Origin of the sequence: Flavobacterium cerinum (assembly GCF_004028155.1) — a bacterium.
Lineage (GTDB): Bacteria > Bacteroidota > Bacteroidia > Flavobacteriales > Flavobacteriaceae > Flavobacterium > Flavobacterium cerinum.
Map to the genome: position 1 here is coordinate 1 of NZ_SBII01000011.1, position 21297 is coordinate 21297.

The following is a 21297-nucleotide window of genomic DNA, read 5'->3' on the forward strand; positions in this document are numbered from 1 at the left end:
TTTTGATGTGTCGCCATCTATCGATGGGTCATTAAACTTCTTGTTCTTTGAACGCTTCGAGATTGGAGCAACTTACAGACTGGATGACAGCTTTGGTGCTATGGTAAACTATGCAATTACACCAGGCTTACGAATTGGATATGCTTACGATCATATCATCTCAGATCTTAATGTAACAACTCCTGCATCGCATGAGATCATGTTATTATTCGATCTAAACTTCCCGAAAAAAGTATCCCGTTCACCACGTTATTTCTAATCTAAAAGCGACTTAAAAAATGAAGAATCTATACATTACCCTAAGTTTTATGCTCGCCACTATGGCAATGAGCGGTCAGACAAAGGAAACCGAAGCAGCGGACAAACTATATGCAAGACTGGATTATATTGATGCAGCAAAAGCATACGAAAAGCTAACGCCAAGCCCTTATGTTTACAAACAGATAGCAGACAGCTACTATAATATCTTTAATTCTAAAGATGCAGTAACCTGGTATGCAAAAGCAACAGCAACGCCACAGGATGCTGAAACCTATTACCGTTATGCTCAAATGCTAAAGGCAGAAGGTAAATATGAAGAGGCTAACAAGCAGATGCAAAAATTTGCATCGTTAGCACCAAGCGATCAAAGAGCAGTTTTGTTTAACCAGGATCCAAACTATTTACCAAAATTAAAAAGCCAGACAAAATTGTTTGATGATAAAGTACTTGACATCAATGATGACAAATATGGTTCATTCGGACCTGTACTGGCTAATGATAATACATTCTACTTTTCAACTTCAAGAAATACAGGTAGAAAAAAGGCAGCAACAGATGAGCAGCCTTATTTAGATATTTACACAGCTACTTACAATGCAAACGGTACTTTTAGTGAGCCAACACCATTATCTGAACTGAATACAAAATGGCATGATGGTCCTGTAGCTATTAGTGCAGACGGTAACACGATGTATTTTAACAGCGAGAGCTTTAATGAGCGCAAGCAGTTTGAAAAAGACAAAGAGTTCAACCTTAAAGTAGGCCAGATCTATCTTTACAAATCGGTAAAAGAAGGTGGTAAATGGGGCGAGCCTCAATTGCTTCCATTCAACGACAAGCGTTGGTCTACAATGAACCCATCGTTAAGTAAAGATGGTAAAACACTTTATTTTTCATCAAACAGAGAAGGTACTCTTGGAGATCAGGATATCTGGAAGGTAGAAGTTAAAGGCAACAACAGTTATGGTGAGCCTGTAAATCTTGGTACAAAAGTAAATACACCAGGAAAAGAAAGTTTCCCATTTATTACAGATGACAACAAACTATACTTCTCTACTGACAGACCTAAAGGTTTTGGTGGACTTGATGTATATGTGATCGACTTTGCAAAAGGTGGTGAGCCAATGAATGTTGGAGCTCCGGTAAACACAAACAAAGACGACTTTGCTTTTTCATTTAATACTACTAAAAACTTAGGTTTCTTTTCAAGTAACCGTAGTGGTATCGATAAACTATACAGTGCTACTCCTGTGTGTGGTGTAGAAGCTATTGTAATCGTTAAAGACAAAAGAACAGGTCAGATACTTTCTAATGCAAGAGTTGCTATCTTAGATGAGAGAAACAACGTTATCGAAACACGTACTGCCGGTGCAGATGGTAAAGTAGATTACAGCATTGACTGTAACAGGGCTTACACGATCCAGGCTTCTAAAGAAGGTTATGAAAATAACAGCTTCCCGATCGCTAAAACAAATGGAGGTACTGTTAACATAGCTGCAGATCTTAACCCAATTGATGTTATTGTGAAAGAGGTAGACGTTGTTCTTAACGATATTTACTTCGAATTTAATAAGAGCAATGTAACTAAAGAAGGAGCATTTGAACTTGACAAGCTTGTTGAAGCTATGAAAGCGAATCCAAACATGGTTATCATGGCAAAAGCGCATACAGATAACAGAGGTTCTGATAAATACAACATGGCTTTATCTAACCGCAGAGCTAAGTCTACTGTACAGTATGTAATCTCTAAAGGTATTGCTAAAGAGAGAATTTCTGGGCAGGGTTATGGCGAAAGCGAACCTAAAGTTAACTGTGGCGAGAACTGCACTGAAGAGCAGCATGCACAAAACAGAAGAAGTGAATTCCTTATTGTGAAGAAATAATTTTCTAAGCAATCATAGAATATAAAAAATCCCGCCATTGGCGGGATTTTTTCATTTTAAGGTGTTTTTATGTGATTTGCGAATTTTTCCTTGTTGAGTATGTTTAAATGCTGTAAAGGGCTTTGTAACTGTGAATGGGTAGATAAGACAATCTTTTCTCGTCAGCCCTGATAGAGCCGGTATCCCCGCGCTCTTTTTTGCGTGGGATAAAGGTGATAGCGGGACAGTAGTTGATTAAGAATAGGAAATACTTGCTGCTTAAAATAAAAAAGCCCCGCTTAACAAACGGGACTTTTACTATTATAGATTATCACTTTGATACCATTCGGCAAACGAAGTGTCTGTTTCCTGCAGCTTTAACGAGAAAAGCTGAATGTTATCCGGCAAGCGTTTCTTGATCTTATCAGCAAAATCAATTACCATATTTTCACTTGTTGGTTGGTACTCTACAAGTATTACATGGTGATCGCGCTGCATTAGTTCGTTAGCAAGTTCGATATGCGGTGTGTTTTTATTAAAAACAGTAGCATGGTCAAAAATGTCTACGATCTCTTCTTTTATAATTTTTTTAAGGTCGCCAAAATCGATTACCATTCCGTATTTCACATTGCCGGTGTCGGTTATCGGTGTGCCTATTACAGTTACCGAAAGCTTATAGCTGTGACCATGCACATTTTTGCATTTTCCGTCATAACCATATAAGGCATGGCCGGTTTCGAAACTAAATTGCTTGGTAATTCTGATTTTGCTCATTGTTATTGTATTAAGGGTGCAAATTTACTAAATAATATGCTTGCTTGTAATTTATTGTAAACCTATTGGTTTTACGAGTATCTTTGATCGCTTTTTTATATTTTATATTATGCAGGACGCCATGTTAAATCCGCTGTATGAGAAGGTTATAGATGACCTTATGGAGCAGAAATACAGTATTGTAGATGACTTTTTTTCTAAGGAAGAAGTGTTGTCCCTGCGGGAATGCCTTATAGAAAAATATGAAGAAGACCAATTTAAGAAGTCGGCAATAGGCAATCAGTCTAACGAAAAGATCATTGGAGCCATTAGAGGTGACTTTATTCTTTGGCTGGATGAAAGCAAGGCTACTGCTGCAGAAGCGCAATTTTTTCTGAAATTGAATGACTTTAAAGACTACCTGAACAGAACTTGTTTTATGGGTATCAATGAAAATGAATTTCATTATGCGGTCTACCCTGTAGGTACTTTTTACAAACGTCATTTAGACACTTTTCAAAACGATAGCCGACGAAAGTTATCTATAGTATGTTATCTTAATGACGAGGATTGGAAACCTGAATATGGGGGAGAACTATCTATTTATTTAGAAGAAAACGGTGTTGAAAGAACATTAGATATTTACCCTGTGCAGGGCAGAATGGTGGTGTTTGAAAGCCAGGTGCTTGAGCACGAGGTAAAACCCGTTAAACAGGAACGAATGAGTATTACCGGCTGGCTTAAAACACGCGGGTAATTATTTTCTTAGTTTACCTAATGCATTTTTAGTAAAGTCAGAGAGCACTAAACGTCCTGAGATCTTAGCTCTTTCTGCGAGTAATGTACTCCAGTTTTCGGTGCCTTCCCACAATACTTTTTTCATATCACTTAATGCTTCAGGGTTATATCCTGCCAGCTTTTGAGTAAAAATGCCCAGTTCTTTGTCCAAATCTGTTACGTTTTCAAAAACTTTTGCATAAAGTCCTTTTTCCTGTGCCCAATAGGCATTTTTCCATTCGTGTGCAGCCAGTGTCATTTCGGCTAATGCGGCAACTCCCATTTTGCGTTCTACCGCCGGAGCAATAACAAACGGACCTATACCAATGGTGAATTCTGACAATTTGATAGCACTGTCTACTGTTGCAAGAGCATAATCGCACGCAGCTGCAAGACCTACGCCACCACCTACGGCTTTACCGTGAATACGTCCTACAATAAGTTTAGAGCAGTTGCGCATTGCATTAATAACATTTGCAAAACCAGAGAAGAATACAGCACCTTGTTCTAAATTAGAAACGGCCAGTAACTCATCGAAAGAAGCACCCGCACAAAAAGCACCTTCGCCTTCGCTTTTTAGTATGATCAGGTTTACATCTGAATTGCTATTAAGAGCGTTCAGTTCGTCTGTAAGGCGCTGTAAAAGTTCGCCAGGGAATGAGTTACTTGCAGGGTGTCCAAACTCTACGGTTGCAATTTTGTTGTCGATTTTTGTATATAAAGACCCATTAGGCCTTGAAGTAGTTGTCATGTTACTATATTTTGAGGTAAAATTAAGGTAAATACTAAATAGTAGAAAGACTTTTGGAAAGATTGTATTTTGAAATTCGTAATATGGAAATTAAATATATTATATTTGCCCCGACTTAATGGGGATGTAGCTCAGCTGGCTAGAGCGCTTGCATGGCATGCAAGAGGTCGTGGGTTCGACTCCCATCTTCTCCACAAATATAAACCGCATTAAACTAACTAGTTTAATGCGGTTTATTTATTTAGAGAAAGTATTTATTAGCACTCTCAATCCATTTTTAATTTTAACATATTTTAACTATTTTTGACGTTTAATTGTGATTTTAATCGATTTTTTAAACCAATTTTATTTTATTTTTTATTTTTTTTGTATGATTGGTGTCATAAAATAAATGTGGCCCCATTTCTTATCGTGATTAGCTGAAAAACGAAAGAGTAAGCATACAAATTTAACTTAAAACAAACCAATTATTAATTATAGTAAATTTAAAAAAATTGCAATATTGCTAATTGGAGTTAGTATTGTTATTTCATGTTCTAAAAACGATGAGACGGTTGTTAGTGAAAAAAATGATCTGGTACTAAAAAATAATATTGATATTGACTCTAAAACTATTTTAGCAGATCAGGAATACCTTGATTATGTAACTGCGGAGTATAATTTTTTTCAAGGAATTCAGGATGCAGAAAAAATAAAAAATTACGCATCAGACGGAATAATAGATGCGACTGAAGGGCAAGATATATTTAAAGCCTATGGATTTAATAGTCATGAAGCTTTCGTTCAATGGAATACTGACCAAAGCATAAGATATCAAAATCTTGATGGAAGATACTCATTGTCAGAAAGAAGTACTGGGATGCAACAAGAATTGTTTTTAGGAGCGCTCCAAAAAGTTGACTTACTTAAATTTACACCTCCTTTTGATCCTGGTTCAACTGATTCTTGTAATAGTGCTTTTAACTGGTGCATGGGGACTGCAATGGCTTCAGCGGCGGTTGCACATGGTGCATGTTTATTGATAGATACCGCTTCAGGAGGTATTGCTATTTATTTTTGTCACTCAGCAGCACTACTTCTTCAAGTAACAATGGAAGGTCAGTGCCTTGATTCTTATAAAACTTGTAAACAATCTAAAGGATAAAAATTATGGATATAGTAATCAGGAAGTTTCCCTTAATAGCCTTTTTTTTAATAGTAGTGATGTTATTATTGTTAGGTAACTCAAATGCGGTTAGTGGAAGTGTAATAATTGGTCTCGCTTTTTTGTCATCATCAGCTGTATTTTATAAAATTAGGATTGATGATTATAAAAAGACTATTAATCCCTCTCGATTTCTAATAAGTGTAATTTTTTTAACGATTTTTATATCCTTATCTATATATTATTTTTTTGGATAATTATATATCATTAATATACAAATCAAAAGCCCTTATATATTTCTATAAGGGCTTTTGATTTGATAAGAGTGAATATTTATTAATACTGCTTTTATTATAGGTTATTATCCTAAAGTGAAAAATATAGTTAGAATTTGGATGTTTTATGAAATGTTCTTAAACTATATTAGCTGCAGAAATGAAGATTTAATTTAAATAAGTGTTCTTCGATAGATTTTGATCCTTAATTGTAATAACGATTTTAAGGTCATTATGGCGGGTTTCATTTTAGGAAATCTTCTTCAATAGAAGAGTAGACGTAGTTAATAGATTTAATAAAAGTATGGCATCAGAAAAAAGACAACAGGAAAAAACAGAACTGCATTCCCGAAATAAAAACAGGGAGCGCTATGATTTAGAGGCGCTAGTAATTGCTGTTCCGGAATTGGGGAATTATGTAAAGCCTAATAAATACGGAGATGATTCTGTAGATTTTTCAAATCCTGCTGCTGTGAAATTTTTAAACAAGGCCTTACTGAAACATTATTACGGAATACACTATTGGGAGTTTCCTGATGAAAATTTATGCCCTCCCATACCGGGAAGAGCAGAATACATTCATCGCGTTGCCGATTTGTTAGGTGAAAGTAATTTTGGAAGGATTCCGACAGGTGATAAAATTATGTGTCTAGATGTTGGTATAGGTGCGAGTTGTATTTACCCGATACTTGGTGTTACAGAATATGGTTGGAAGTTTATTGGATCTGATATCGATTCGAAATCTATTGCTTTGGCTCAAAATATTGTTGATGAAAATCCGTCACTAAAAGGTATGATTGAGTGTAGGCTGCAAAAACATTCAAGAAATATTTTTCATGGAATAATTGGTACAGATGAGAAGATCGATGTGTCTCTTTGTAATCCTCCTTTTCATTCTTCTGCTGAAGAGGCAAATGAAGGAACACGAAGAAAAATAAAGAATTTATCAGGTAAAACAGATAAAACTCCCGAGCTTAATTTTGGAGGAATCAGTAATGAACTTATATGTGATGGCGGAGAGGCGAAGTTTATTGATACAATGGTTTTTGAGAGTAAAAAAGTTGGAAAAAACTGTTATTGGTTTTCTACTATAGTGTCAAAGCAATCTAATCTAAAAGGTATTTATAAGTTATTAGAGAAGCTGGAAGCTAACGAGATTAAAACAATTCTGATGGGAACCGGGAATAAATCCAGTCGAATTGTAGCCTGGTCGTTCCTTTCTAAAGAAGAGCAGAAGGAATGGCGAGACAGCAGGTGGAAAAAAACAATATAGTAAATCAGGTATTTTTACCTGTTACTGTACAATGGAGATCAATTAATTTTAATGACTCAACAAAAAATAACTGAATCATGGACAAAATTAAATTGAATTTCATCAATAGATCTAACGATACAAATAATAGCAGTGTTGTAATATTTCAAAAAAATGCTTCGGCGGACTTTTCTGAACTCGCTGTAGCCTGGACAGTAATTCAAAATTGTGGCAGGTTAGACAATCATCCATTTACCTATTCTTTAAATTACCAGGTTGCAGCTGGCGACTCTTATGGTAACTATACGCCACAATTAACGACCTATGATGGTCAGGCCTATGAGATGATCAAGTCTACATCAGGGGATATTCTTCAATTGTCACCATCTCCTGCAACAAGTAGCGCAGAGGTTGAAGTAAGAAATAATCTTGGAATTGGAGCTATCAGCGCAAATTGCTATAGAGATGGGAAGCTTTTTGCAACTAAAAAGAATTTGGCTCCCGGGCAGAAAGCTGTTTTTGAGTTTCAACCGAGACTTTATATTGGTGTGGTTTCCCAGGTGGAAGAGGGGGATGTAATGAACTCGGCAATTATTTCCCAAATCAATACTGAAATCAATTTGTTTGGTATTAGCAGTGCAGATATTGTAATGACTGGAGGCGGTCCTGGTGAATCTGCAACAGCATTCAATTTTACATTAGAGAATATCAATCAGTAAATTAGAATCATTTTTATTAATATATAAAAGCCTCCTGAATAAATTTCAGGAGGCTCTTTAGTAGTGTTTTTTAGTTGGATGGTATTGTTATTATAATCTAATAATACCTGTTATTACTGGTTTGCCACCGTTTAATGGCTGGAAAATTTCTACAATAGCTCTCCATATTACTTCTGCAGGAGGTATTGAAGCCGTACACTCAAAACGGTAATTTGTTCCTGCTACAACTTGAGTTGAAACAGCTTGAGGAGTATAGTGTACTCCTACGTGGCCTTTCATTGCTTCGTCAAAAACTTTTTGGTCGTTTGGTGTTAGTTTGTGGTAAGGAGTCCATCCGCCTAGAACGACTCTTTCTGCTGTAACTTGATCAGACATAATTTTGTTGGTTTTTTTGTTTTTCCTACTCGTAAGGCTTTTCGGAAAACGCCTCGTTTTTTTGAGTGGTTTCTGTTTCCACTTTAGCTGTGCTATTTGACTGAAAAGTAATAATATATAATTGTGACTAAAGTCTATAAAATTGCAAATCAGTGTATTAATAAGTCAAAGCTAAGGCTTATATTGTGTAAAAAATCAGGTAGAAATACCTGATTTTTAGTGTTTTGTAAAAAAGTAAGCATAACATCATGCTAACTTATAATTTACATTGGCTTCCTACTTTTGCAGTATCAATTACAGGATATCTATTAAGGTTGTTGTTGTGTAACCGATCCAAGTAATGTAATTGTTAGTAGTTTGTTTAGGCAAAAATCCCTTTTCTGGTGTTGCAGAAAGGGGATTTTTTGTTTTCAATTACTGCTGTAAAATTTTACTCGACTGAACTGTGTCAATACTCGGCGAAAGCCCTCGAATTCTAAGTTGCCAGTTTCTCCGGAAAATTTATAACTAATTTCGTTTTTTTTATAAGTCCCATGTTTGTCCTGTTTCGTTTTTTTGTTAAAAACAATAGGGTTTTTTAATGTGTTAACAGATGTGTGTTTATTTTGATTGAAATGAAAATGAAAAAACGAATAATTATTACTCTGGTGTTTTTGATAGGAACAGGAGCCCTGCTTTATGGTTTTTTGTATAAAGAAGCTAGAGATGTAAGCAATGAAGCTTCTGCTTTTACGGTTACAGCAAAAAAGCTGTCTGATGAATACTTGGCAAATACAGTACATGCAGATGCTAAGTATCTAAACAAAACCATTGATCTTAATGGAGTAGTGACCGATGTTAAAGATTCTTTAGTAATTATTAATCATAAAGTGGTGTGTGGTTTTGATACCGCAATAGGCAATCCCGGAATTAATAAAAACATAACGATAAAAGGAAGATGTATTGGGTTTGATGAACTTTTTGGAGAAGTAAAGCTCGATCAGTGCACGATTAAATAAATTGCTAAACATGAATAGATTTTTTTTATTAACAGCATGTCTGCTGGGGATAACTTTTAGTTATGCTCAGGATGATCTGCTTTCTGAACTGGATTCCACTCAGGTGTCCGACAGTTATGCAACTGCTGCCTTTAAAGGACTGCAGATTGTAACACTGCAAACCACAAAAATGCCTGCTAAAAAGGAAGTGTACTTTGTCGTATCCCATAGGTTTGGTACTGTAAAAGATGGGTTTTCTGAATTTTTTGGTCTCGATCAGGCAACCACTAAAATTGGAGGTGTATATGGTATAACCGACTGGCTTTCTGTAAGTGCTTCGAGGCATACGCTGCTTAAAGTGTATGAAGCAGGTTTAAAGTATAGGGTGGCCAGACAAAGTGCCGATTTCCCTGTAGATATCGTAGGTTACAATACTGTTGATATTAACTCCTTATTTAAAAAAGAAGATTACCCGAAAATCGAATTCTCAGACCGGCTTACTTATATCACACAGGTTTTGATATCGAGAAAAATATCAGAGAAATTATCATTGCAACTAGTGCCGTCTTATATCCATAAGAATTTACATAATCCTGCTCTTGAGAACAATAATCAGTTTTCTATGGGTGCCGGAGGGAGAATGAAGTTAACGAAACGTCTTTCGGTAAATGTTGAATACATGCACAATTTTGACAAGCCTGATTTTTATACCAATCCATTATCGATAGGATTGGATCTCGAAACTGGAGGGCATATTTTTCAATTGCTGTTTACCAATTCTCAGGCAATGACCGAGAGTGGCTATGTAACCAATGCTGCGGGAGATTGGGGTAAAGGAGATTTTTTCTTTGGGTTTAATTTATACAGGGTTTTTTAATATGAAAATGAAACGATATTTAAGTATAGCCGTAGTAGTAATGGCTTTGTATAGTTGTGAATCTCATACCTATGAGGATTTGGAAGTACCAACTATTATAGTAGATAAAGTAACCTATGATGCCGATGTGAAACCGATCATTGATGCCAACTGTATTAGCTGTCACTCAGAAAATGGAAGTTTTCCTTATAGAAAATTACTTACCTACAGCCAGGTTAGAGATGCGATAGAAACATCTGTTTTACTGGAACGCATACAGTTGCAAAATGGAGAAGATGGAATAATGCCGCAAACAGGCAGAATGCCACAGGATAAAATTAACATCATCCTGAAATGGAAAGAGGATGGTCTTCTTGAAAATTAAAAAAGAATAATGCTATGAAAACAAGATTCTTAGAGTTTATACTATGTATGGTTTTTATCCTTGTGTCGGCCTGTTTTTATGGACAGAAGTACAGTACAAGAACCGGTAATTTAAAATTTGAGGCTTCGATGTCTTCTTTTGAGGAAGTAGCTGCCGAAAACAAAACTGCATCGGCGGTACTGGAATCGTCAAAGGGTGATCTGGCTGTTTTGGCACTCATGAAAGGCTTCCGTTTTAAAGTTGCTCTGATGGAAGAACACTTTAATGAGAACTATGTGGAGTCGGACAAATATCCAAAAGCATCTTTTAAAGGAAAAATAGAAGGCTTTGACGCTTCTAAGCTTTCTACTGATGCTAAATCGTTCACAGTTACAGGAGAATTGACACTGCACGGAAAAACGAAGAAAGTAACTGATGTGGCAAAAATTTCTAAAGCGGGTGACACTATAACCATAATAGGTGGTTTTGATGTAAAACCTGGAGATTTTGATATCGAAATCCCAAAGCTGGTAAGTAAAAAAGTATCCGAAAAAATAGCTGTTACTTATAACCTGATTTTATCTAAATAAGCACTTATGAAAAAAATATTCTCACTCCTGATTTTAGTGACTGCATTTTGCAGTGCTCAGGTAAAACCTAAAGATGTGTTTGATGTTGCGCGCTCGGGCTCGGTAGAAGAAATGAAAGCTTTGGTGCAAAAAAATAAAGACACCATAAATGCTGTAAATCATAGTGGATTCACACCATTGATACTGGCTTGCTACAGAGGCAATAGTACTGTGGCAGAATACCTGGCGAAGATGGTAAAGGACATTAACTACAACAGTTCAAGCGGCACTGCACTGGCGGCAGCTGCAGTTAAGGGTAATGCCGCACTGGTAAAAGTACTATTAGAAAATAAGGCAAATCCTAATGTTGCCGATGCAATGGGAATGACACCGCTGCTTTATGCTACCCAATTCGAAAATAAAGAAATTATGGCCTTGCTGATAAAGTACAATGCAGATAAAAAACTGGCCAATAAAGAAGGTAAATCTGCAATGGATTATGCTGTTTTTACAAAGAATGAAGAGGTGATAAAATTATTAAAAAACTAAACTCCAATAAATTAAGCAATATGAAAAGAATTTTACTACTTACAGCTTTACTTTTGGGCACCGTAGCTATACGGGCACAGAGTAAAGCTACAGCAACAGTGAACCTCTTAACGGGGATGACTGCAAAAATAGAACTTAACAATACAACAACGACTGCCACGCTAACACTTACCGGTCCGTCAGACAGATGGTTTGGATTGCAAATTGGTTCTTTTGGGAATAATGGTGGTATGCAGGAAGGAAGCGACGTTGTATATTATAACGGAACTACACTTATAGATGCCTTTCAGAATGGCGTTGGTGCTATTCCGTCTGTAGATACAAATAACTGGACGATGACATCTAATACTACTGCCGGTACAACAAGAACTATAGTAGCTACAAGAGCTTTTAGTACAGGCAGTACAGACGATTATACAATTGTATATGCAGATCCAAATATTGACTTTGCTTACGCCAGGGCTTTAACTGCTACTTATGCAATGTTAAGCCACGGCTCAAACTTTGGGTATAGTTTAAATAATACGTTTAACTGTATTGCACCACCTGCGCCTACGGCGACGGCTCAAACTTTTTGTGCAGGAGCAACAGTTGCTAACTTAGTAGCCACAGGAGCTGCAGGCGCCACTTTTAAATGGTATGCCGCTGCTACAGGTGGCACAGCGTTAGCTGCTACAACAGTATTGACTACAGGTACAACCTATCATGTGGCACAAGTGGTGGGAGAATGCGAAAGTACTACACGTACAGCAGTTACTGTAACTGTTACTACTGTTCCATTACCTACTGCACCAAACAACTTCGAGTTTTGTTCTCCAAAAACAGTGGCAGCTTTAACGGCTACAGGTCAGACGGGAGCTACATTCAAATGGTATACTACACTTACCGGCGGAACTGCATTGGTCAATACAGCAGCATTACCTGCAGGAACATATTATGTATCACAAACAGTAGGTGATTGTACAAGTGCACGACGTGAGGTACATGTAATCTATTTTACTATTGCTAAGCCAACGGTGCCGGATACAACTTTAGAATTTTGTTCAGAGAAAAGAATATCCGATCTAACAGCTACAGGTCAGCCGGGAGCAATATTCAAATGGTATGAAAATGTTACAGGCGGTGATGTACTAGCGGGTACAACCGTGCTTCTTGCAGGGAATTACTTTGTGTCGCAAACGGTTGGAGATTGTGTGAGCGAAAGACAGGAAGTAACAATAACATATGCTCCATTGGCTAAACCATCTGTACCGGATGAAACACCTTCGGTTTGCCCGGGTACTACAGTTGCAAACCTTACAGTTACAGGTGCTGCCGGAGCGGTGTTTAAATGGTATACTACTGAAGAAGGCGGAGAACCACTTGCGGGTACAACTCCGGTGGTTGCAGGAAATTATTATGTGTCGCAAACTGTTGGTGAATGTGTAAGTACACGACGTCATGTTATTGTATCAATAGAAGTATTACCAATACCGGAAGCTGAGCATAACCAAACTTTTTGTGAGGGTGCTACTGTAGAAGATCTAATGGCTACAGGATTGACAGGTGCGGTAATCAGATGGCATAAACCTCAAACAAGTGCACCTTTAGCAGGGAATACCGTTTTAGTAGCTGGTCCTTACTATGTGAGGCAGTTGGCAAATGGCTGTGAAAGTGCTTTTAAAGAAGTTGTGGTAACCTTGCTTCCAAAACCGGCTGTTCCGGGAGGTGCAGCTACACAAACCTTTGAAGAAGGTGAGACAGTAAGTGATTTTACGATCTCTATACTTGTAGGCGCTACAGTGAAATGGTATATTATGGATGGTGGACAGCTTGTGCTTGTTCCTGCTACGCAACCGTTAGTAGATGGTAAAGAATATTATGTTACCCAAACTGTAGGAGATTGTGAAAGTGAGCCGCTAAAAATTACAGCCGACAAAGTTTTATCAAATACATTTTTTGATTTTAAAGGGCTTATGGTATATCCAAACCCTGTAACCGATGTACTTACGGTTTCAAATAAAGATATGATCTCTCAAATTACGGTTATAAATCTTTTAGGGCAAACGGTAATTTCTCAGAAAGCGAATAGTGAAAAAGTGGAGGTTAATACATCTAAACTACAAAACGGTACTTATCTTTTAAAAGTAACCACTTCTTATGGTGAAGCTACTTTAAAAGTGATTAAATAATTTAGTTTTTAATTGATTGTGTGTAAAAGGCTTCCTTACGGAAGCCTTTTTATTTACAGAATTTTTTTATGGCTTTCATACTTTTTTTGTCTCCCAGTTCATAGGCTTTATGAAGGTCTTTGCAGCCTTCATCTAAAAGCCCCATCTTGATGTAGTTTATTCCTCTGTTGTTATAAGCAGCAGCGTTTTTTGGATCTAATGTTATTGCCATAGAGGAGTCTTGTGTAGCACCAAAATGGTCTTTTAAGTCGTACTTACATATAGCCCTATTGTTATAAGCGTAAGGATTGTCTGGGTTTATGGTAATAGATTTAGAGAAATCGGCAATGGCGCCATGTAGTAGCTGTAAATCCATTTTAGCCAATCCTCGGTTGTAGTAAATCTTAAAGTTTTCAGGATCAAGAATAAGCGATTTATCATAATCGTTTACGGCAGCTTGAAAATCGAGATGATCGTGACGGATTCCACCTCGTTTATAATAAAAATCTGCCGTTGTAGAATCGTTTGCTTTATTATATTCGGTTATGGCTTTGTTATATTTTTTTAAAAGATTTTTATCTTGTTTGTCTAATTGTGCCATCGCATTCAATGAAAACAAGAAAAATAAACAGTACAGTAAAGAGTTTTTCATAATTATGATTTCTTTGATTTGTGAAAATATTAATTTTTTAAATAAAAGCCAGTCAATTAATTAAAAATAAAATAAATATGTATTTTTGGGTAAATTTAATCAGATAAATCATATGAAAAAAATTGTACTTTTAGCCTTATTGTTTGCTTCTACTTTGAGTTTTGCTCAAGATATAGATGTGAAAAAAGGGGATTTCAAATTTTTAAGCGGACAGAAAGAACTTAATGTTGAATTTACTTATGACAATGTAAAACTCCTTAAGGAGAACCTTACAAATGCAGAGTATGTTTCTGAAAGAGTAGCCGATCTTAATAAAAAAAGTAAAGGTAACGGTGATGCCTGGAAAAAGAGATGGGATGCATCACCACAAATGATATGGAATCCTAAATTTATTGAGCTTTTAAGCAAGTATTATGGTAACGAGAAAAATGTAACGGTACAGGAAGGTTTAAATGATGCAAAATATACACTTATTGTAGACGTTGTTTGGCTTTACCCGGGATGGGATGCAGCAGTAATGAAGCAGCCGGCAAAGGTATCTACTGTTTTGCGTTTTGTTGAAACCGCAAATAGAAGCAACGTTTTACTGGAGATCGAGACTGATAAAGCTCCTGGTGACCAGTGGGGAAGCAACTTTAGCAATGAATCAAGAATTGGAGAAGGTTTTGCTAAAACTGCAAAATCAATTGCTAAAATGATGGTGAAAAAAACAAAATAATTTTGTTTTCGTATATAAAAAAAGCGCCTATTCGGCGCTTTTTTCGTTTTGCAGCATGTATGCCATACTTTTTATTACCCTGTCGTGTTTCTTGACAAATGGGTTTTCTTCATTCCATACATATCCAGCCAGTACAGAACATATTTTTTCTTTTACATCCGGGTTTTCAGGTCTATGAAAAAATAAGGTTTGCAGGTTACCTGTATACCATTCTTTTACATAGGTGGCAAAAACATCTACGCCACGCCTCATATAGTCAGAGTATTCTGTTTCCCAGTCTACCTTTTCGCCATTTAATTCTTTCAAAAATAATTTTGCCGAAAGCATCCCCGATTCTGTAGCAAAGCATACGCCGGAAGAGAATACAGGATCTAAAAACTCCGAGCTGTTACCGGTAAGGGTAAAGCCAGGCCCGTATAGCTGTGATACAGAACAGGAGTAGTTTTCAATTTTATGCGGTTCGAATAAAAAGTCAATGCCTTCAAAACGATCGCGATAAAAATCAGACTGGTCTATTATCTTTTTTAAAGCTTCAGTATTATTTTCGCCACCAATAGCGTTGATGTAACTTGTAGGGCCTACTACACCTATACTGGTGTTACCGTTAGAAAACGGAATTACCCACAACCAAACTTTTGTCTCAAGAATGTCAAAAGTTATTTGAGTTCCTTCTACACCCTGTGGCCTTTTGCTATCTTTAACATGGGTAAACATGGAAGAATTCTCAGGAATAGATGAGGGAGCATCCAATTTTAGTATTCTCGGTAATACGCGTCCATAACCGCTGGAGTCAATAATGAACTTGGCGTGTATTTGTCTTGTGTTTCCTTCTTTATCTTTTACAGTAGTTATAGAGTCGGTTCCATTAAAAACAACATCAAGAACTTCGGTTTCAAATTCCAGGTCAACCCCTTTTTTTAGTACTTCCTGTGCCAGGGTATTATCAAAATCAGCACGGGGTACCTGCCATGTCCAGTCCCAACCTTCTCCAAATTTTTGGCTAAAATCAAATTCACAAACCTCTTCACCTCTAATAAAACGTGCGCCAAATTTTTTCTCAAAATCCATTGCGTTAAGAGCATCCAGTAATCCGGCTTCATCAAAATGATCCATTACCCTTGGTATCAGGCTTTCGCCAATAACAAAGCGTGGAAATTTAGAGCGTTCTACTACTTTTATCGTTACTCCATTATTATGAAGGTAAGAGGCTGCAACACAGCCTGAAGGCCCGGCGCCAATAACCAGCACATCTACATTTTCTGTTAACATTGATAAGTTTTTCCTGTTCTTAAAATTATCTTAAAAAAATTCTACATTTGTAACGCTGTAAAAATAGAGGAAAATTTTACAAACTTTAAAAAATCTTCTTTAAGAGAGCGCAAATATAATTAAACAATTAATGAGCAGTATAAACCAATATTTAAGCCTTGCTGAATTTGAATCTATTGTGTTTGGAAACAATAAGGTAGAGGTTAGTGCAGAAGTGCTGGAAAGGGTAAAGGAGAGTTTTGATTTCCTAAAAGAATTTTCGGCAAATAAAGTTATATATGGTGTTAATACCGGTTTTGGCCCTATGGCACAATATCGCATTGAAGATCAGGACAGGATACAATTACAGTATAATTTAATAAGAAGCCATTCTTCGGGAACAGGCAGGCCATTATCGCCTGTTTTTGTAAAATCGGCAATACTGGCACGACTAAATACACTTTCATTAGGGAACTCGGGTGTTCATGACTCGGTTATTCATTTAATGAAAGAGCTTATTAACAGAGATATCACCCCGCTTATTTTTGAACATGGCGGAGTAGGTGCCAGTGGAGACCTGGTTCAGCTTGCTCACTTGGCATTAGTACTTATAGGTGAAGGTGAAGTTTTTTATAAAGGCGAACGAAAAAAAACAGCTGAGGTTTTTGCCATTGAAGGCTTAACCCCTATCAATGTAGAAATAAGAGAAGGTCTTGCTTTAATGAACGGGACATCGGTAATGACGGGTATAGGTATCGTTAACCTTGTTAACGCAAGAAAACTTGTAGACCTGTCACTTAAATTTTCGGCTGCTATAAATGAAGTTGTTAAAGTATATGATGATCACTTGTCTGCCGAGCTTAATAATACTAAACTGCATCAGGGTCAGCAGGAAGTAGCGCGACGAATGAGAGAGCATGTTAAAGACAGCAAGCTTATTCGAAAAAGAGCAGACCACCTTTATACAGGAGAAAATACAGAGACGATATTTAAAGAAAAAGTACAGGAATACTATTCGCTGCGCTGTGTCCCTCAAATATTAGGTCCGGTACTGGATACTATTAATGGTGCTGCACTGGTGCTGGAAAACGAGATCAATTCCGCTAACGATAATCCAATTGTAGATGTTAAGAATAAACAGATCTACCACGGAGGTAATTTTCATGGCGACTACATTTCGTTAGAGATGGATAAGCTGCGCATGGTAATTACCAAGCTTTCTATGCTTGGTGAGCGACAGCTTAATTATTTAATGAATGCTAAAATTAATGAGTTACTGCCGCCGTTTACAAATCTTGGTAAATTAGGTTTTAACTTTGGGCTTCAGGGCGTTCAGTTTACAGCGGTTTCTACAACTGCCGAAAACCAGATGCTTTCTAATTCTATGTATGTACACAGTATACCAAACAATAACGATAATCAGGATATTGTGAGTATGGGTACAAATGCTGCCGTGCTTACAGCTAAGGTTATAGAAAACACGTTTGAAGTATTGGCTATTGAGGTTATGGCTATTGTGCAGGCAATCGATGCTATGGAATATAAAAATGAAGTATCTTCGGGTACTAGAAAAATATATGATGATATAAGAGCGATACTTCCTGTTTTCTCTGAAGATATGGTTATGTATCCATATGTGCAGGCTGTTAAGGAATATTTAATGAAGTAAACCAAACCAAATTATAAAATTAGTAACACCATGAAAAAAATTCTATTATTTTTAATTCTTTGTGTTCAGGTGTCTTTTGCTCAGGATCTGGCACTTGTAAAACAGAATGGTAAATTGGGCTATATTGATAGAACAGGACAGTTTGCAATTAAACCGATGTATGATAAAGCTAAAAATTTTTCTGATGGACTTGCAGCTGTAAAAGATCAGAACAAATGGGGCTTTATAGATGCAAAGGGCAAATGGGTTATACCTGCGTCATTTGACGGGATAAACGATTTTAACAGTGGCCTTTGTGTAGTAGAAAAAGATAAAAGACATTTTTACATCAATAAAAAAGGAGAAGAAGTGAAAACACCTCCTACAGAAAAATATTTTGATTTTGAAGGCGGCGTAGCTTTTATCCGTCAGGCAAATAAAGTAGGTCTTATAAATACTAAAGGGAATATAGTATTAGAACCTAAATTTGATATGATTAAATCATTTCAGGGTGAATATGCGCGTGTAAAGAACAATGACCGCTGGGGTATTATAGATAAAACAGGTAAGGTCATTGTTGAGCCTGTTTATGACGAGATAGGGAACTATTTTAAAGGTGTTACCTGGGCTAAGAATGGAGATGCTTTTGGATTGGTTATAAATGGCAAATTTAAAGCTATAGAGGGTGTAGATAAAATATGGGACTTCCATGTCCAGGACCTTACGTATGCACGTAAAAATAAAAAAATAGGTTTTATAAACCTTAAAGGCGAATGGGCTATAGAGCCTAAATTTGATAAAGCCCGTGCGTTTTGTAAAAACCTTGCTCCTGTTTATATAGGTAAAAAATGGGGTTACATCAATACATCAGGTGCAATAGTGATAGATCCGGTTTATAATGATGCTGAGATATTTAGTGAAGACGGACTTGCGCCGGTAAAAGAAAAAGACTGGGGTTTTATAGATACAAAAGGGAAAATGATTATCCCTACTAATTATGCTATTACAGCTGCGCTTAGCTTTTTAGAAGACGATCTTAAAGGGTTTTCTAAAGGTCTTGCAAGAGTAAAAAATAATGGTAAATGGGGATTTTTAGATACAAAAGGTCAGCTATTGGGTAACCAGTGGTTTGAAAATGCAGAATTATTTTAAGTAAGAAATACAGATATGAAGTGTGCATTAGTTACAGGTGGTTCCAGAGGCATAGGCAGTGCAATTTGCCAAAAACTTGCTGCCGAAAGCGATTACCATATACTTATAAATTATCAGTCCAATCGTGAGGCTGCCGAAGAAACATTACAAAAAGTAATTGCAAACGGCGCCACAGGAGAACTGCTTAAATTTGATGTTGCTAATGCCGATGAGGTTAAGGCTGTTCTTGGTGAATGGCAGGACAATAATCCGGAAGCATTAGTAGAAGTTATTGTAAATAATGCAGGAATAACTAAAGATGGTCTTTTTATGTGGATGACACATGAAGACTGGTCTAAAGTAATAAATACAAGCCTTAATGGTTTTTATAATGTAACCAGCTTCTTTATACAAAAGCTTCTTCGCAATAAATATGGAAGGATTATAAATATGGTTTCACTTTCGGGTGTTAAAGGTACCCCGGGGCAAACCAATTACTCTGCTGCAAAAGGAGCAGTAGTAGCTGCTACAAAAGCACTGGCACAGGAAGTTGCAAAACGCAACATTACTGTAAATGCAGTAGCACCCGGTTTTATAAGGACAGATATGACCGGTGAACTTGACGAAAAAGAATTAATTAAAATGGTGCCTGCTAATCGTTTTGGTGAAGCCGAAGAGGTAGCAGATCTTGTGAGTTTCCTTGCTTCCAGAAAAGCAAGTTATATAACAGGTGAGGTCATTAATATTAACGGAGGTATTTACTCCTAATTCATAAATAAACCAAAACACGAAAATGGAAAGAAGAGTGGTTATTACCGGCATGGGGATTTATTCCTGTATTGGCACATCGCTTGAAGAGGTGAAAGAATCGTTGTACCATGGTAAATCGGGTATAAGGATCGATGAAGAGAGAAGAGATTTCGGGTTTAGGTCATGCTTAACAGGTATGGTGCCAAAGCCAGACTTAAAAGACCTGCTTAACAGAAGGCAGCGTATAAGTATAGGCGAAGAAACTGAGTATGCCTACATGGCTACTATACAGGCGCTTAAACAGGCAGGGCTAGATGATGAATATTTTGATAATAACGAAGTGGGTATTATGTATGGAAACGATAGTGTTTCTAAAGCCATAATAGATGCTACAGATATTCTAAGAGAGAAGAAAGACACAGCACTTATCGGTTCTGGAGCTATCTTTAAATCGATGAACTCTACCATTACAATGAACTTGTCTACCATATTCAGGTTGAGAGGTATTAACCTTACTGTGAGCGCGGCATGTGCCAGTGGCTCACATTCGTTAGGTTTAGGATATCATTTAATTAAAGGCGGGCTTCAGGATATGATCATCTGCGGAGGTGCCCAGGAGATAAATAAATATGCCATGGGTAGTTTTGACGGTCTTGGTGTGTTTTCTCCAGATGAGGCTGATCCGGCAAAAGCATCACGACCATTTGATGCATCCCGTAACGGACTGGTTCCAAGCGGTGGTGGCGCAACGCTTATTTTAGAGAGTTACGAATCGGCAATAAAAAGAGGAGCTACAATATTAGCAGAGGTAATAGGGTATGGGTTTTCTTCTAACGGAGGGCATATCTCTACACCAAACGTAGAAGGACCGGCCAAGGCGATGCAGAAAGCACTGGATCAGGCAGGGGTTAAGCCGGAAGAGATTGATTATATTAATGCGCATGCTACATCTACACCAGTAGGAGATGCTAATGAAGCAAAAGCGATATACGAAATATTTGGAAGCAGGCCTTATGTGAGCTCTACAAAATCAATGACGGGACACGAGTGCTGGATGGCTGGAGCAAGCGAGGTAATTTATTCGATATTAATGATGCAAAATTCGTTCATTGCACCTAATATAAACTTTGAAAACCCCGATGAAGACTCGGCCAAATTAAATGTAGCGGAAACTACGATAAATAAGAAAATTAACATATTTTTGTCGAATTCTTTCGGATTTGGAGGAACAAATTCGGCGTTAATTGTAAAAAAGTATTAAAGATGGACAAAGCAGTGATTATAGAGAAGATTAATTATTTCTTAATCGATGAGTTTGAGGTAGATGGAGAGACTATAGCGCCAGAGGCCAATTTAAAAGATACATTAGGGCTGGATAGTTTAGACTATGTAGATCTTGTTGTTACAGTAGAATCTAATTTTGGAATAAAACTTGGTGAAGCAGATTTCGTTGGGATCGCTACATTTCAAAATTTTTATGACCTAATAGAAAATAAGGTGGAAGCCAAACAATAAT

The 21297-nt window shown here is 37.0% G+C and carries 23 protein-coding genes and 1 tRNA gene; 19 read left to right on the forward strand and 5 right to left on the reverse strand.

All coding sequences use genetic code 11. The annotated features are described in order from the left end of the window. Together EPI11_RS14345 and EPI11_RS14350 are read left to right on the forward strand one after the other, a co-directional pair. Positions 1–259, forward strand: a 259-nt coding sequence (locus EPI11_RS14345; RefSeq protein WP_128389834.1) for a type IX secretion system membrane protein PorP/SprF, incomplete at its 5' end; no start/stop codon positions are given. Positions 260–278: 19 nt separating this feature from the next. Next, a complete protein-coding gene (locus tag EPI11_RS14350; RefSeq protein ID WP_128390673.1) occupies positions 279–2144 on the forward strand; it encodes an OmpA family protein in 1866 nt (621 codons plus the stop codon). Positions 2145–2444: 300 nt separating this feature from the next. Here the strand turns inward: EPI11_RS14350 and EPI11_RS14355 are convergent, their stop codons facing one another. Then, positions 2445–2897 (reverse strand): 6-pyruvoyl trahydropterin synthase family protein, encoded by a 453-nt coding sequence (locus EPI11_RS14355; RefSeq protein WP_128390674.1) that lies wholly within the window; start codon positions 2895–2897, stop codon positions 2445–2447. Between the two features lie 109 nt (positions 2898–3006). Between EPI11_RS14355 and EPI11_RS14360 the strand changes: the two genes are divergently transcribed. Further along, a complete protein-coding gene (locus EPI11_RS14360; protein WP_128390675.1) occupies positions 3007–3633 on the forward strand; it encodes a 2OG-Fe(II) oxygenase in 627 nt (208 codons plus the stop codon). Here the strand turns inward: EPI11_RS14360 and EPI11_RS14365 are convergent, their stop codons facing one another. After that, entirely contained in the window at positions 3634–4404 is a 771-nt protein-coding gene (locus EPI11_RS14365) for an enoyl-CoA hydratase/isomerase family protein (RefSeq protein WP_128390676.1), read from the reverse strand. Positions 4405–4524: 120 nt separating this feature from the next. Between EPI11_RS14365 and EPI11_RS14370 the strand changes: the two genes are divergently transcribed. From EPI11_RS14370 to EPI11_RS14385, 4 genes are all read left to right on the forward strand, one after another. Further along, positions 4525–4598, forward strand: a tRNA-Ala gene (locus tag EPI11_RS14370). Positions 4599–4906: 308 nt separating this feature from the next. Continuing rightward, entirely contained in the window at positions 4907–5548 is a 642-nt protein-coding gene (locus EPI11_RS14375) for a hypothetical protein (RefSeq protein ID WP_128390677.1), read from the forward strand. A gap of 579 nt (positions 5549–6127) precedes the next feature. Then, entirely contained in the window at positions 6128–7096 is a 969-nt protein-coding gene (rlmF, locus tag EPI11_RS14380) for a 23S rRNA (adenine(1618)-N(6))-methyltransferase RlmF (RefSeq protein WP_128390678.1), read from the forward strand. Positions 7097–7173: 77 nt separating this feature from the next. After that, complete coding sequence (locus tag EPI11_RS14385; protein WP_128390679.1) at positions 7174–7794, forward strand: hypothetical protein; 621 nt, start codon at positions 7174–7176, stop codon at positions 7792–7794. 90 nt (positions 7795–7884) lie between these two features. Here EPI11_RS14385 and EPI11_RS14390 read toward each other — a convergent pair whose 3' ends face one another. Then, positions 7885–8169: a hypothetical protein gene (locus EPI11_RS14390; RefSeq protein WP_128390680.1), complete on the reverse strand. Its 285-nt coding sequence runs from the start codon at positions 8167–8169 to the stop codon at positions 7885–7887. Positions 8170–8789: 620 nt separating this feature from the next. Between EPI11_RS14390 and EPI11_RS14395 the strand changes: the two genes are divergently transcribed. Genes EPI11_RS14395 through EPI11_RS14420 form a run of 6 tightly spaced genes read left to right on the forward strand, consistent with a single transcriptional unit; the run spans position 8790 to position 13655 of the window. Then, positions 8790–9167, forward strand: coding sequence for an OB-fold putative lipoprotein (locus tag EPI11_RS14395; protein WP_241657639.1), 378 nt, complete (start codon positions 8790–8792; stop codon positions 9165–9167). Between the two features lie 10 nt (positions 9168–9177). After that, positions 9178–10023: a DUF5777 family beta-barrel protein gene (locus EPI11_RS14400; RefSeq protein WP_128390682.1), complete on the forward strand. Its 846-nt coding sequence runs from the start codon at positions 9178–9180 to the stop codon at positions 10021–10023. A gap of 7 nt (positions 10024–10030) precedes the next feature. Beyond that, positions 10031–10387, forward strand: a complete 357-nt coding sequence (locus EPI11_RS14405; protein WP_128390683.1) for a cytochrome c — start codon at positions 10031–10033, stop codon at positions 10385–10387. 14 nt (positions 10388–10401) lie between these two features. Further along, positions 10402–10956, forward strand: coding sequence for a YceI family protein (locus tag EPI11_RS14410; RefSeq protein ID WP_164879181.1), 555 nt, complete (start codon positions 10402–10404; stop codon positions 10954–10956). Positions 10957–10962: 6 nt separating this feature from the next. Continuing rightward, positions 10963–11484 (forward strand): ankyrin repeat domain-containing protein, encoded by a 522-nt coding sequence (locus EPI11_RS14415; protein WP_128390684.1) that lies wholly within the window; start codon positions 10963–10965, stop codon positions 11482–11484. Positions 11485–11504: 20 nt separating this feature from the next. Beyond that, positions 11505–13655 (forward strand): Ig-like domain-containing protein, encoded by a 2151-nt coding sequence (locus tag EPI11_RS14420; protein ID WP_128390685.1) that lies wholly within the window; start codon positions 11505–11507, stop codon positions 13653–13655. A 49-nt stretch (positions 13656–13704) separates the two neighbouring features. Here EPI11_RS14420 and EPI11_RS14425 read toward each other — a convergent pair whose 3' ends face one another. Next, on the reverse strand, positions 13705–14235 hold the full coding sequence (locus EPI11_RS14425) for a tetratricopeptide repeat protein (RefSeq protein WP_206619130.1): 531 nt from the start codon (positions 14233–14235) through the stop codon (positions 13705–13707). A 163-nt stretch (positions 14236–14398) separates the two neighbouring features. Between EPI11_RS14425 and EPI11_RS14430 the strand changes: the two genes are divergently transcribed. After that, positions 14399–15004, forward strand: coding sequence for a hypothetical protein (locus EPI11_RS14430; RefSeq protein WP_128390687.1), 606 nt, complete (start codon positions 14399–14401; stop codon positions 15002–15004). A 27-nt stretch (positions 15005–15031) separates the two neighbouring features. Here the strand turns inward: EPI11_RS14430 and EPI11_RS14435 are convergent, their stop codons facing one another. Then, positions 15032–16273: an NAD(P)/FAD-dependent oxidoreductase gene (locus EPI11_RS14435; protein WP_128390688.1), complete on the reverse strand. Its 1242-nt coding sequence runs from the start codon at positions 16271–16273 to the stop codon at positions 15032–15034. A gap of 130 nt (positions 16274–16403) precedes the next feature. Here EPI11_RS14435 and EPI11_RS14440 point away from each other — a divergent pair, with 130 nt between their 5' ends. Genes EPI11_RS14440 through EPI11_RS14460 form a run of 5 tightly spaced genes read left to right on the forward strand, consistent with a single transcriptional unit; the run spans position 16404 to position 21296 of the window. Beyond that, on the forward strand, positions 16404–17921 hold the full coding sequence (locus tag EPI11_RS14440; RefSeq protein WP_128390689.1) for an HAL/PAL/TAL family ammonia-lyase: 1518 nt from the start codon (positions 16404–16406) through the stop codon (positions 17919–17921). Positions 17922–17951: 30 nt separating this feature from the next. Continuing rightward, a complete protein-coding gene (locus EPI11_RS14445; protein WP_128390690.1) occupies positions 17952–19052 on the forward strand; it encodes a WG repeat-containing protein in 1101 nt (366 codons plus the stop codon). Between the two features lie 15 nt (positions 19053–19067). Next, positions 19068–19799 (forward strand): 3-oxoacyl-ACP reductase FabG, encoded by a 732-nt coding sequence (gene fabG / locus EPI11_RS14450; RefSeq protein ID WP_128390691.1) that lies wholly within the window; start codon positions 19068–19070, stop codon positions 19797–19799. Positions 19800–19824: 25 nt separating this feature from the next. Further along, complete coding sequence (locus tag EPI11_RS14455; protein ID WP_128390692.1) at positions 19825–21042, forward strand: beta-ketoacyl-[acyl-carrier-protein] synthase family protein; 1218 nt, start codon at positions 19825–19827, stop codon at positions 21040–21042. Between the two features lie 2 nt (positions 21043–21044). Continuing rightward, the gene (locus EPI11_RS14460) at positions 21045–21296 is read left to right on the forward strand and encodes an acyl carrier protein (RefSeq protein ID WP_128390693.1); all 252 of its coding nucleotides are present in this window, start codon (positions 21045–21047) and stop codon (positions 21294–21296) included. The last annotated feature ends 1 nt before the right edge of the window (position 21297 follow it).